The sequence below is a fragment of the Cerasicoccus maritimus genome (assembly GCA_031296935.1).
GTDB classification, from domain to species: Bacteria; Verrucomicrobiota; Verrucomicrobiia; order Opitutales; family Cerasicoccaceae; genus Cerasicoccus; species Cerasicoccus maritimus.
The window spans coordinates 58,006-71,772 of the sequence record JAVDPD010000012.1; the positions used below are offsets into that span (position 1 = coordinate 58,006).

General features: G+C 58.3%; 8 protein-coding genes. 2 read left to right on the forward strand and 6 right to left on the reverse strand.

Annotated elements, in window-relative coordinates; translation table 11 throughout:
- Positions 1–5: 5 nt before the first annotated feature.
- Positions 6–563, reverse strand: a complete 558-nt coding sequence (efp, locus tag RBB62_RS09300) for an elongation factor P (protein ID WP_309398485.1) — start codon at positions 561–563, stop codon at positions 6–8.
- A 294-nt stretch (positions 564–857) separates the two neighbouring features.
- Between efp and RBB62_RS09305 the strand changes: the two genes are divergently transcribed.
- Both RBB62_RS09305 and lpxA read left to right on the forward strand, forming a co-directional pair.
- Positions 858–2,183, forward strand: a complete 1,326-nt coding sequence (locus tag RBB62_RS09305) for a bifunctional UDP-3-O-[3-hydroxymyristoyl] N-acetylglucosamine deacetylase/3-hydroxyacyl-ACP dehydratase (RefSeq protein ID WP_309398486.1) — start codon at positions 858–860, stop codon at positions 2,181–2,183.
- Between the two features lie 10 nt (positions 2,184–2,193).
- Complete coding sequence (gene lpxA, locus RBB62_RS09310) at positions 2,194–2,967, forward strand: acyl-ACP--UDP-N-acetylglucosamine O-acyltransferase (RefSeq protein ID WP_309398487.1); 774 nt, start codon at positions 2,194–2,196, stop codon at positions 2,965–2,967.
- Between the two features lie 142 nt (positions 2,968–3,109).
- Here lpxA and RBB62_RS09315 read toward each other — a convergent pair whose 3' ends face one another.
- The 5 genes from RBB62_RS09315 to hrpB all read right to left on the reverse strand — a co-directional run bounded on the left by RBB62_RS09315 (position 3,110) and on the right by hrpB (position 13,725).
- Positions 3,110–4,105, reverse strand: coding sequence for a DUF6625 family protein (locus RBB62_RS09315; RefSeq protein WP_309398488.1), 996 nt, complete (start codon positions 4,103–4,105; stop codon positions 3,110–3,112).
- A gap of 14 nt (positions 4,106–4,119) precedes the next feature.
- Entirely contained in the window at positions 4,120–5,040 is a 921-nt protein-coding gene (locus tag RBB62_RS09320; protein WP_309398489.1) for a hypothetical protein, read from the reverse strand.
- 322 nt (positions 5,041–5,362) lie between these two features.
- Positions 5,363–9,262 carry a DNA polymerase III subunit alpha gene (gene dnaE, locus RBB62_RS09325; protein ID WP_309398490.1) on the reverse strand — a complete coding sequence of 1,300 codons (3,900 nt, stop codon included), beginning with the start codon at positions 9,260–9,262 and terminating at the stop codon, positions 5,363–5,365.
- 157 nt (positions 9,263–9,419) lie between these two features.
- Positions 9,420–10,910 carry an alpha/beta hydrolase gene (locus RBB62_RS09330; protein WP_309398491.1) on the reverse strand — a complete coding sequence of 497 codons (1,491 nt, stop codon included), beginning with the start codon at positions 10,908–10,910 and terminating at the stop codon, positions 9,420–9,422.
- A 241-nt stretch (positions 10,911–11,151) separates the two neighbouring features.
- Positions 11,152–13,725: an ATP-dependent helicase HrpB gene (gene hrpB, locus RBB62_RS09335; RefSeq protein WP_309398493.1), complete on the reverse strand. Its 2,574-nt coding sequence runs from the start codon at positions 13,723–13,725 to the stop codon at positions 11,152–11,154.
- Between the last annotated feature and the right edge of the window lie 42 nt (positions 13,726–13,767).

Consider the following 13,767-nt stretch of genomic DNA (forward strand, 5'->3'; position numbering starts at 1 on the left):
GTCGCTTAGGCGCGGCCGAGGTAGCTGCCGTCTTCGGTGCGAATCTTGAGAACCTCGCCGGGCTTGATGAACAGCGGCACCTGAACGACCAGGCCAGTGGACATCGTGGCGGGCTTTTGCACGTTGGAAGCGGTGTCACCCTTAACGCCCTCAGCGGACTCGGTGACTTCCATTTCCACGGCGGCCGGGAGGTTCACGGAGACGGGATTGTCGTCCACAAAGAGGATTTCGTAAGTGTTGTTTTCAACGAGGTACATCTTGGCGTCGTCGCAGACTTCGGACGGAAGTACATGGTCTTCAAAGCTTTCCGGGTCCATGAAGTGGTAGCCCATCTCGTCGATGTAGGAATACTCGAGCTTCACGTTGGACGTGTGGCAAAAGTCGACGCTATCAGTGGAGCGGAACTTGGCGTTGGTGGAAACGCCGTTGTTGAGGTTGCGCATGGTTACCTGCACAAAGCCAGCCTGACGGCCCTGCGTGCGGTGCTGCATATCGAGCACAAGGTGCGGGGCGTTCTGAAAGTTCATTACGCGGCCTTTGCGGATTTCGGTGGGTGACGCCATTGGGATTCCTTTTGGAGATTTGTCGTTGCTGAAAAAACGATGACTTGTGGGGGAATGCAGGCCATCTGTCAAGATCAGGGAGCGGTGGACGGTGATCGGAGGACGGATGTCGGAGGTCAGTGGTCTGAAGTCAGCAGTCGGTATTCGGTATGGATAGGTCTTCTGCTCTCGGACTTCCGATTACCGATCACTGACCTCCGTCCTCCGACTTCCGCAATCGAGCGAATCGGCGCTTTACACAGCGGCACATCCCCCTACTTTCATTGGATTTTGGATACGATTCTACTCCAACACATGAAGCAACGGACCATATTGCGCGAAGCCTCTGTTAAGGGGAAGGCCCTCCACACCGGAGAGGTCGTTACGCTGACCCTGAAACCCGCGCCCGAGAACCACGGGGTAGTCTTTCGTCGTGTCGATCTCTACGGCAATCCGGAGCTGAAGCCCGACGTTTCCCTCGTCTCCGACTTGGTTCGCAGCACCACGATTTCCAACGGCCACGCCAAAGTTCACACCATCGAGCACGTCCTGAGCGCCCTCCACGGCTGCGCAGTCGATAACTGCATCGTGGAAATGGACGCCAGCGAACCGCCGATCCTCGACGGTTCCGCCAAGCGCTACGTAGAGCTCATTCAGGAAGCAGAACCCGTGGAGCAGGAAGCCCTCCGCGAATACATCGAGCTCGATACGCCGATTTCGGTGTCCAAAGGCGGCAGCTCGTTGATCGCCCTGCCCTGCGACAAGCTCAAGATTACCTGCACCAGCGCCGACGACCGCGGCATCCACACGCAGCACTATTCGCTCGAGATCGACCCGGAATCCTATGTGACCCAAGTCGCACCGGCCCGCACGTTTACCATTTACGAAGACATCGAAGAGCTGCTTAAGCTGGGCAAGATCCAGGGCGGCAGCCTCGACAGCGCAATCGTCATCAAGGGCGACAAGATTCTCTCCAAGGAGCCCCTGCGTTTTAAGGAAGAATTCGCACGCCACAAGATCCTCGATATCGTGGGCGACCTGATGCTGCTCGGCAAACCGCTCAAGGCGCACATCGTCGCCGTGCGCCCGGGCCATGCGCTCAATGCCGACCTCTGCCAGGCCATCGTCAACTCGCGAAAGGGCGGCGAGTCGAAGAAGGAAGTCCCGCACGTGCAGCAAGTCCTGCCGACGGAGACCGCGCTGGACATCCGCCGCATCCTCGACACCTTGCCGCATCGCTACCCCTTCGTGATGATCGATCGCGTCATCGACATCCCCAACCCGGATGAAGTTTACGCGGTTAAAAACGTCACGATCAACGAACCGTATTTCCAAGGACACTTCCCGGGCCGCCCCGTGATGCCAGGCGTCCTGCAGATCGAAGCTATGGCCCAGGCCGCCGGCATCCTCATGCTGCGCCGCATCAGCTCGGAGAACAAAATCGCGTTCTTCATGAGCTGCGACAAGGTGAAGTTCCGCCGCGCCGTCGTTCCTGGCGACGTTGTGGAGATCCACGTGAAGCTGGTTAAAAATCGCGGAAACAAAATCGGCGTGGCCGAGGGCACTTGTAAGGTCGACGGGAAAATCGTTTCCTCCGGCGAGTTGATGTTCACCATTGCCGACTCGCTCAACGATACCTAACTTCCCCTCAATGCCCGACATCCACCCGACCGCAATCATTGAACCCGGTGCTCAATTAGCCGAAGGCGTCCAAGTTGGTGCCTACGCTTACATTGGCTCAGAGGTGACGATTGGCGCGGGAACCGTCGTCCACCATCACGGCACGGTTGAAGGCTGGACCACCCTCGGCGAAGGCAACGAAGTCTGGCCCTACGCGATGGTCGGCGGCAAAACGCACGACCTGAAGTTCAAGGGCGGCAAGCCCGGCCTCAAGATCGGCGACCGCAACGTTTTCCGTGAATACTCTACCGTCCACTGCGGCACCAACGACGGCGAGTTCACCACTATGGGCAACGACAACCACATCCTTGCCTACAGCCACATCGCGCATGACTGCCACGTCGGCAATCATCTGATCATGAGCAGCCACGCCGCGCTTGGCGGCCATGTGATCGTTGGCGACCGCGTGGTCATCGGCTGGAACGCCGGCCTGCATCAATTTTGCCGCGTCGGCGACTACGCCATGATCGGTGCCTGCTCCAAAACCGTGCAAGACGTCCCCCCGTTTATGATCGCCGACGGCAACCCGGCCGAAGTGCGCACGATCAATAAAATCGGCCTTGAGCGCGATGGCTTTTCCGCGGAAGAAGTCGCCCTCGCCCGCACGATTTACAAGCTCTTCTACCGCGAAAATCTCAATAAGACCCAGGCGCTGGAAAAGCTACGCGCGCACCCGGAGGTCGATTCCCGCGTCGCCCAAATGCTCCTCATCTTCGCCGCCGCCGGCGACCGCGGCTGGGCCTAGCAAGGCGCAGCCTTGCAACCCCGATGCTCCGCATCGTGATGGGGCCATGCCCCATCGCTCGCATTGCTCGCCGCCCCCAATGACCTGCCCCACAGCTTTCGCACAATGTGCGAAACCTCCGGTGCAGCAGGATGCTGCCTGCCTAGGTTTGGGCGACTGGTTTGGCACCGCGTAGCTTTTGGCGCAGGCCAGCAGGAAGCACCCGCTTGAGGGCGGACTTCAGATAAAACGGCAAGGTCCGCACGAAAGCGGACAGAAGTGAGCGGCGGTAGCGTTTGCGGTCCGCAGCGGTAACCAACGGACACAACCCATGCTCATCGACAAAAAACTCGTCACAATCTGCCGGCAAGGGCTCGTAGCGGAAACCGTCCTTCCGCTTGCTTTGGATAAAGTGGAAATACCCGAGCGACCGGCCAATCAACACATCGCGCACCAGCCCCTGCTTCCAGTGAATCACAAACTTTGGACGCCCGGACCACCAGATCAGGCAATCGTCCACCTGCATGCTTTTTTGGAAAAACTTGATCTCGCCTGTGTCCTTGAGTGACAGCAAATGCTCCGCAAACACCTTTTCGTCGAAGACTTCATAATCCCGGCTGCTGAGCATTTCTAGGTAGCGGTCGCAGCTGCGGTAGAGCAGGTTGAAGAATTCGTTGTTTCGCAACAGCGTGCAATGGCCAACGATCATGTAAGGCGAAGCCGTGATGACATCGTGCTGGTCCAGCACCTCATCGGTGATGCAGTCGCCCAGCCGCCCCAACACGAGATCGACATCCGTGTATCCCCAGAAGTCGTATTGCTCCAAGTAGTCCGCGAAGATTTCCCCGTAAGCTGGCTTCATGTCGCAGAGCTTGTAGCCGTAGGAGAACTTATACGGGATTTGAAACACCTTGCCCACCCGCTCATCGAACTCCGCACGCGTGATGGAGTGTAAAATGACATTCTCCGGCGGATTCACATCCACGCTGCATTCGGTAAAAATCCGCCAGTGAAAATCCGGATTCGCAGAACAGGTCTTAAAAAAGTAATCCAGCCAATCCGGCCATTGCCCAAAGAACACCACCACAAAACAAACGCGCGCCTTGCCAGTCTGCTTGGCCACTGCCGTTGAATCCGCTTGCTTGAGTGTCGTTGTCATAATTGCCCCGCCGCTTAGACGAAGTAACGCCGATTGATGGCATCGGTCAGCTTGGGGTTGCGGTCATACTGGTGAACGATGGAGATCAGCTCGCCCGCAGCGGTTTTTACCGTGCAGGGCGGCTCAAAGCTGATCGCCTTACTCGACAGATGATGCAGCGTGACCAAGCGGTCGCTGCCCTCCGCGCAAAGCTCCACCCGCTCGCCCATTGGCGTAAAACGAAGCAGATGATTGTGCACGGCCTGGTCGTAGCCATTGGCCCGCACAATGCGGTTGCCCGCGTCGAAAATCACCTGACAAAACGCGCGCAGGTAGTCGCCCATCGCTTCAAATTCGCCACCCGTCACGCCGGAGCAGAGGATGAGTTTCTCCCCGATCTGCCTGTATTCGTCCTCGCCAAAGACTTGCACATACCAGTCGCCATTGACCTGGCACTTGCCCATTTCCAGGCACTCTTCACCGGTGAAGATCGGCTTGTCCGACTGGTGATCGAAAGGGTCTGCCTGAAAGAAAACGTCTCGCGTATCAGCCAGCAACACCTTGCCATAAACACCCGGCTTTTGCTGCAGATACCAGTCCAAGTACCAAAGATAACGCGCAATAGCCACACCATAGCCCAGCGTCACAAAGTGGTCGCTACAGAGTTCAACCCTACGCTTGGCGCTGCGCTTCTTCCCATAACTAAGCGCCATTTCTGACAGGCGACGTCTGCCGCGCCGAAACCTGTTCAGCCAATACCGCAGGCTGATGTCTCCCGGGCGAATCAGTGTAACGCTGGGGCAAGCCGCCTTCGCCTCGGCCACCGCCTGAGCATCGTCGCGGTGATAGAAAATAAAAACATCGGAGTTCGGGATCGCCTCATGGCAAGACGCCAAAAACGGCTTTAATTGCTCAATTGTGTATCCGCAAGCGGCACCTAAAATTACTGTCTTCATTAGGGCTCCTTACTTAGCATCTGTGCTAATTGCATCCACCCGGCTGCGTATCAAGTCCGTCGGGATTCCCCCGTCAACGGACATTTCAGCATTCCTGCCAAGGAACGCGCCATCACGATTGTGAGCATAGAGCAGCATACTGATCAGGAAATACCCGCAGCCCTTTCTGAGGCAAGGGTAATTTCCCGAGGTAGCGTGCCGCTGCACCCAGAGATTTGCGCAGGGCGCAAATGGCCTACCCAACTGAAAGAGGGCGGGCGACACCACTCCACTGCCCCACCGCTTTCGCACAATGTGCGAAACTATGGATTGAACCGCAGGTTCATTTTTTGCCGCGGGCCCAGGCGGGCTTAGGGGGCTCGGGGAGGGAGCGGGCTTGGCCGAAGACCCCGCGCACGCAGGGCTCGGCGCGGAGCTTTTTAAAGGCGTCCGGGATCAGCTGACAATTGAGCGATACGCCGAGGTCGGCATGGAGCGCGCGGTCGGGCTCAGTGAGGATCGCCAGCTTGACCGAGGTCGGGCCTTCGTTATTTTGCAGGTAGTCCGAGAGCTCGTGCGCGAAGTTGTCGAGGCGGTGCGCATCGTTGTCCACGTAGAACGTCACTGAGTCAATGAACGCCGACAGCGCCGTATCGAGGCGTGCCACGCGGTTGCCATTGAGGCGGACTTCATCGCGCTCGGTGTCGTAGCGGATCTCGCCCTCGATGCACACAACGGCACCGTTTTCGAGGTTCTGCATATTCTGCTCGAAGGCGTCGGGGAAGATATTGATCTGGTAGCCCATGCGCCGCGTCGACAGCGTGAAAAACGCCCACGGGCGATTGTCTTTACGCGTGAGTTTTTTAACGATGTTGTTGATGACGCCGCACAGGCGAAAGCTCTCGCGGTCCCAGCGTTTGAGGTCCTCACTTGGGCCAAAGCTATTGATAATATCGTCGAGGCCCGCATAGGCGTTCATCGGGTGACCAGACACGTAGAAGCCCAGTAGCTCCTTTTCAAACTGAAGGCGGTCAGCCTGAGACATCTTCGGACCACGTGTGTCGTAGTTGGCGGTGTTCGATTTGCCTGCCGCCGGCTCGGGTGCCGCCAGCAGATCGAAGAGATTGGCTTGGCCAGACTCCTTGTCCTTCTGCAAATCGGCAACTTCAGAAATGATGCCTTCCATCGAGCTGAGCAAGTGCTGGCGGTCGATGCCCGAGTAGTCGAAGGCTCCGGTTTTAATCAAACACTCCAGCACGCGCTTGTTGACGGCCTTCATGTCGACGCGCTGCGCAAAATCATGGAAGTCCTTAAACGGCCCGTTCTCTTCGCGCTCAGCAATGATCACCTTGGCCGCCGCGTCGCCCACGCCCTTGATCGCGGACATCCCGAATCGGATTCTTCCAGAAGAAGAATCCGATTCGGAGGAAAAAGCAGAATGATTAAACTTTAAAGACTCAGAATCAGAGGACGGAGCGACGCCATTAGACTCTTCACCATCCCCTTTTTCCTTTAACCTTTTTCCCTTAATCTCCCGGTCGTCGAGATCAACCACCGGCGTAAACATTTCGCGCGATTCATTGATGTCCGGCCCGAGCACTTCGATCTTCATCGACTCGGCTTCCTCGACGAAGTGCGAAACCTTGTCCGCATTGCCAAGCTCGGACGACAGCACCGCCGCCATGAACTCGGTGGGGAAATTCGCCTTCAGGTAAGCCGTGCGATACGAGAGCATCGCGTAGGCCGCCGAGTGCGATTTGTTAAAGCCATACTCCGCAAACTTCTCCAAGATGCCGAAAATTTCCGTGGCCTTGCTCGCTGGGATATCGTGGTGCTCCTTGGCACCCTTGATGAAGATCTCCTTCTGCTGGTCCATGACGGACTTGATCTTCTTACCCATCGCGCGGCGGAGAATATCCGCGCCGCCGAGCGTGTAGCCGGCGATGATCTGCGCGCTCTGCATGACCTGCTCTTGGTAAACCAGGACGCCGTAAGTTTCCTCCACGAGCTCCTTGAGCAGCGGGTGCGGCACCTGAATCGTCGAGCGGTCTTTTTTACCGCGAATATACTGCGGAATAAACTGCATCGGGCCCGGACGATACAGCGCGATAAGCGCCACAATCTCGTCCATGCTCGACACTTCGAGCTGACGACAAAGGCCCTGCATACCGCCGGATTCCAGCTGAAAGACGCCGACTGTTTTCGCCTCTTTGAGCAGTTGGAAAGTCGGGCCATCTTCGAGGCTGACCTTTTCGATGTCAAAGTCCGCCATGCCCGGCAGACGCTTCACATTCTCCTGCGCATCGGAGATCACGGTCAGCGTTTTCAGGCCGAGGAAGTCACATTTGAGCAAGCCGAGGTCTTCGGATGGCCCCTTCGGATACTGTGTCGTCAAGTCGCCCTCCTGCAAGGTGACGGGGATCAGATTCGTGATCGGCTGGTCCGCAATGATGACGCCGCAAGCGTGCTTGCCGGTGTTGCGCACCATGCCCTCGATGACCTTGCCCTGCTCGATGATCTTCTTCGCGATCGGGTTGACCTTCATCTCCGTGCGCAGATCAGCGGACTTCTCCACCGAGTCGTCGAGCGAGATGTTCAGCTCGTCCGGAATCATCTTGGCGATCTTGTCCGCGTCGCCGAAGGGAATGTCGTTCACGCGGGCCAAGTCACGCACGATCATCTTCGCGCCGAAGGTGCCAAAGGTGATGATGTTCGCCACACGGTCGCGGCCATATTTATCGCGCACGTAGTTGACCACGTCGTCGCGGCGGCGCATGCAGAAGTCCACGTCGAAGTCCGGCGGGCTAACACGCTCCAGGTTGAGCATTCGCTCAAAGAGCAGACCAAAACGGAAGGGGTCGATGTCGGTAATTTTCAACACGTAGGCGACCACGCAACCGGCACCCGAACCACGACCCGGGCCGACCGGGATGCCGCGGTCACGCGCCCATTTAATGAAGTCCCAAACGATGAGGAAGTAGTCGATGAAACCCGTGCCAATGATGATCGCGAGCTCATACTCCAGCTGATCACAGACGCGCTTCGAATACTCGAAGCTCAGTTCCTCGTTCTTGGTTCCTGATTCTTGGTTTTCGTCGCTCGAGTCTCCCGCCTCCGACTGCTGACCACCGTCCTCCGACTTCCGAAACGCATCGTAGTCGACATCATAGCGCTCCTTCACGCCCTCTTTACACAGCTCGAACAGGTAGAGGCCATTCTTGCGGAAGGCCACGCGCTCGTCGTCGGATAGCTTAATCGGGTCCTTGCCGTCGCGCACGAGGATCTCGTTTTTCTTCACCTCATAGAGGTCGAGAATGCGGTCGAAGTTGTCCGTGTCCTGCGCGTGGGTGATCTCAATCGGCTTTTCGTAAACCGGGTAATGGTCCTCGCCGAAGGGCAGCTTGACCTCGCACATTTCCGCGACGGCGTTGGTGTTGACGAGACAGTTCGGGTCGTAGCGATCGAACACCTGCGCCATCTGCTCGCGGCTCTTCAGGAAGAACTGATTGCTGTCGTAGCGGAGGCGTTTTTCGTCGGCCAGCTTGGCACCGGTCTGAATGCAGATCAGCGAATCGTGCGGCTGCCAATCGGTATCGTTCACGTAGTGCACGTCGTTCGTGGCGACGACTTTCAGGTCGAATTCCTTCGCCAACTTGAGCAGGTCGGGGATGATCCGCTGCTGCTCCTCGATGCCGTGGTCCATCAGCTCGATGAAGAAAAACTCCTTGCCGAACAGGTCCACAAACCAGCCGCAAGCTTCGCGTGCGCCAGCGTAATCGCCCTCCATCAGTCGCTGGGGAATCACCGCCGCCAAGCAGCCGGAAAAGCCGATCAAGCCCTCGCTATGCTCCGCAAGCTGACGCCGCGATACGCGCGGGTTGCGGTAAAAGCCCTCGGTGTGGCCCATGCTAACGAGCTTCGTCAGGTTCTGGTAGCCCTTGAAATTGCGCGCCAGCAGGCCCATGTGGTGGCTCTTCTGCTTGGCTTTTACGTCGTTGGTCGCGCCGAGCTCGTCCTCGAAAATCAGGTAAATTTCGCAGCCCAACAGCGGCTTCACGCCGGCCTTGTCCGCCTTTTTGTAGAAATCCGCCAACCCGAAAAGCACGCCGTGGTCGGTGATCGCGATGGCTTTTTGCCCGAGCTGGGCAGCCTTCTGGCAGAGTCGGTCGGTACGGCTGCAACCATCGAGCAGGCTGTAGTCAGTGTGGACGTGCAGGTGGACAAATTCGGGATCTTTGGACATCGGCGAAACCACCAAACAGTGCCCGTCGAAAACAGCCAATGCAAGCGGAACAACTTCACGGGTTATTCACCAAGTTATTAACATCCGTGAATAACTTCTTGCCTTGTCGCTATTTAGCCATCTTTGAGACCGTATTATTGCGAATAACAACAAATGATCAGGGCCGTGTGTCACCGGCTGGCGGCAAGTCCAAAAACGCGAATATCTCGCCGGCCATGTAATCGTAAAACGGATTCCAGTGCAAGCGGAGCATATCGCCAGGTGCAACGGTCAACACGCCGCGCTCTCCACGCAGCGCCAAATTGCCCAGCACAATGCGCTCACCCGGCTGCCGTGGCGCATCGCCATAGAGCGGGTCGTCCGGCGCAAACGGGAGCGCAATGTGCGACAGCGAGTAAACATCCTGTGGCCACGCCGCCTCGAGCAGACGCTCTGTCGGCTCGGTCTCGTCGGGCGCATGCGAGCGCGCGAGAACCTGCGGGCTGTCGGGACCGACGTTGGTCACCGCCGTCAGCGTGTAAGTCAGGTCCTGATCCTTGAGTAACGCGACGAGCTCGGCCTTGGGGTCGTGCTTGAGCAGCTCCTGCACCGGCGCAATGCGGTTCAGATCGAAAAGCACTAGCTCGCTCCCATTGGCGGGCAGGTTGGCAAACAACCCTTGCAAGACCGCCGGAGTGGACACCGTGGCGTCCACTGCCGATTGAAACGCCAGCAGCGGCGGACAATTTTTCAGCTTTCCCGCCTTGCCCATCTCGTGGATGCGCTCGCGAATGTGCCTGGTAATCCGGTAGGCTTGGTCCCCCGCATTGACGGCGAAGGAATTGTATTTATAGGGATCATACTCGGGCTGAATCGAGTTCCACGCCAGCTTGTCCATCCCCAGCAAGCGCCCGAGACTCGCCTGCATCCAGGCAAACTCCGCCACGGGCGAGACGCCAATCTCCGGCGAAATCAGCACGCCCTTCGTCACCTGTGGCAACGAGTCGTCTTCGATCGAATCCAGCGCATACTCCACCGCCAACGCCGCGCCATTGGAGTAGCCTACCAGGTAAAGCGGCCGGTCACCGACCTGCTCGGCCAAGTGCTTCATGGCGAGCTTCACGGCGGCTTCCATATCCTCCCAAGTCGTCTTGACCAGCCCGCTCGGCGCTGTCCCGTGCCCGGGAATCCGCAGCCCCACCACGTAAGCCCCGCGCGCGTGCATCGCCTCGCCCAGCGCGCGCAAGCTATAAGGCGCGTCCGACATACCATGCAGCAGGAGCACGCCGGCGACTGGGCTGCCTGCTTCGGGCTTCAGCACAAAAGTGCGGTTCCAATCGCGCTCCCAACGGCTGGGATTCGCAATACTGCCCGCGCCATAGCGGTTGACCTGTCCGTATTTCGCGGCGTCGACCTGGTCACAAACCTCCTCCTGCAACTGCGCAAAAAGCCGATCTTCCAACGCGAGGTATTCTTCGAACGTTTCAAGGTCATCCCGCGCGCGAAACTCTTCATCGAGATCCGCCGTGTGCCACACTTGCAGATCAGGGCGGTTATTCAAAAACAACACCACCGCGAGCAACAGCCCACCAAACAACCCCACCGCGCCATACAGCAAAAACAACAATGCATGCCTGAGGATTTTCGATTTAGGAAGCGGCAGTTTCATTCAACTACTCAGCCAAAAATCTCCCCGCGAGGCGAGGCTGTTTAGAGATAGTTCGCCTAAAAGACCTTCTGTATGGGGTGCGGCGCGAGGACGCGCCTGCGCTACCTAAGTTAGTATGTATAAACTCCACGCCACCGTGCGGCTTGTCTGGAGACTGCGCCCTACCTCGTTCAGTTGGAGTGGCATTTGCGCACTGCGCAAATCCGGATGCAACGCATCCGACGGTCCAGCCGGAGGCTGGCTAACGCCATTCGTGCTTGGGGTAGCGGCCGCGGAGTTCTTTTTTGACGCCCTCATAGGAGGTCTTCCAGAAGTTCTCCAAGTCCTCGGTAATTTGACACGGGCGACCATTCGGTGCGAGCATCTCGATGACCAACGGGATGCGCCCATTGCCGATTATGAGCTGCTTCGGGTCGACATCGTAGAAATCTTGCAGCTTGCTGGAGATCACCGCACGCGGACCGCCGGGAGCATCGGGTTCATAGCGAATCTTCGACGGGCGACGCCGATTCGGCAGCGTAAACTCAAGCGGCGCCATGTAATCGAGCGCGGCAATCTGCTCACCCGTCAGCCAGTCTTTGAGGAACGGCCACGGGTCCTTGTCGCGAATTTCTTTGTAACTCACGCAGCCATAGCAAAACTGTTCAAGGATCATCTTGCGCGCCTCGTCGTCGATTACTTCGACCTCCAGCTCCGGGAAACTTTGCGCTGCAAAGTTAACGCGGCTAATCCACTCATCACGCTGAGACGTCCACTTCTTGAGCTCCAGCTTACCCGCCATGATTTCATCCGCGAGCAAAGCCGCAGCGGCATAACTGGTAGGCTCGCCGCGATCAGTGGAAGCCAGCACAAGATCGCGGAACTTGCGCTCCTCGCGCATCACCACGCGGCGCAGGTCCTTGTCGTAAACGACTTCACTTTGCACTGCAAAGTCATCGGGGAAGAATTCCTCCAGCCAACCCTCCTCAATCTCCGTCGCCAGCGAGAGGACCACGTTGACATCGCCACGCGTTTCGATCTCGTCAATTTCGGCTGCGACAAACAGCTCGGCATCACGCGCCGCGCTGTCGCGCTTCAATTCGCCACGACGCCCGTGCACGATGGAACAACGCAGTGTGCCGCGACCATCGCGCTTGGCGAGGTGGTCCGAAAACGCGAGCAAGATGCAGCGGCGCAGCGCGTCTTCATCCAGCGGCCCCGGGCCAGCATTGAGCCCCTGCGACTCCGCAATGCGGCGGAACTGCTCCGCCGCGCGGTCTGCATCGCGGCTGGCGTTCGCATGGATGCCCCACTGGCGACAAAAGCCGTGGTTAAAGTTTTGCTTCCGCGCCATGCCCCACGCTGAGAGCCATTGAAAGAAGTCCGACGGCGCATCACCCAACACCGCCTCGCGCTCCTCGCGCTTACGGCGTTCCCGAAGCGGCATCAGGATATCGCGCCCCTGCGCAAAGGCAGCGAGCAGCGCCGCGTGCCACACGCAGCCCTCGTCGTGCGCGGCGAGTAACAAACGCGCCCAGCGCGGATGCAGTGGGAAGTCCGCTAGCTTGCGGCCAATCTCCGTGAGCTCGTAATGCTCGCCCTTTACTTTGCGTGGCAAATCTACTTTGCGATGCAAAGCGCCGAGATCCATCAGCAGTTCGATGCCGCGTTTGAGCGATGCCTGTTCCGGGCGCTCGAACCACGGAAATGCGTCAAAATCCGTCACCCCGGCCTTGCCCAATGCGAGCAGCGTTTCGCTGAGATCGATACGCTTAATTTCCGCCAGCTCGCGTTCCTCGCGATGCTCGTGCTCCTTCTCACTCCATAGGCGAAGGGCATGGCCCGGCGCGGTACGGCCGGCGCGGCCCGCGCGTTGGTCAGCCGACGCGCGGCTCGTTTTCTCGATGAGCAAAGTATTCACGCCACGATGAGGATCATAGCGTGCCACACGCACGAGCCCGCTATCAATCACCAGGCGCACACCATCGATGGTGATCGATGTTTCCGCGACGTTCGTTGCGACGACGACTTTGCGCTTATCGTATTGCGCAACGGCGGCGTCCTGCTCCTCGGGCCGCAGCTCGCCATAAAGTGGAAAAACCAACGACTCGCGCCCGGCCTTGGTGCACTGGATCGACTCCACCGTCCGCTTGATTTCATACGCGCCCGGCATGAAGATAAGGCAGTCGCCATCGTATTCGCGAGAGAGGCGCTCGAAGTGGTGCGCGGCCTGATCCCAAACCGGCGCGCCGGCCACTTTTTGCGCGGCGGCGGAGTATTCAATGGTCAGCGGGTAGGTACGCGTATCGACCGTCAAAACCTCCGCCGGTGCCAGGTATTCGGCGAGAGACTCGGTGTCGAGTGTCGCGGACATGACGATGATCTTCAGGTCCGGTCGCACAGTCTCCTGAAGCTGCTTAACCATCGCGATGCCAAGGTCGCTGTAGAGGTGACGTTCGTGAAACTCGTCGAAGACGACTGCGCCAACATTCGGCAACGTTGGCTCACTGAGCATTTGCCGCAGCAGGATGCCCTCTGTTACAAGTTTGATACGCGTGTGCGCGCCGAACTGGCGGTCAAAGCGAATGTGGTAGCCCACTTCATCGCCCAGTTTTCCATCGCGCTCGTGGGCAATGCGCTTGGCCAGCAAACGCGCGGCGAGCCGCCTGGGCTGGAGCACGACGACTTGTTGCCCACTCGGAATCAGCCCTGAATCGAGGATGATTTGCGGGGCCTGAGTCGACTTACCGGAGCCGGTCGGCGCCTGGAGGATTGCACGCGGCAAAGATCCGCTGAGCGCATTTTTCAACTCGACGGCAATGGAATGAATAGGCAAATTATCGGATAACATAACATCAACGCATACAATCCGCAAAGG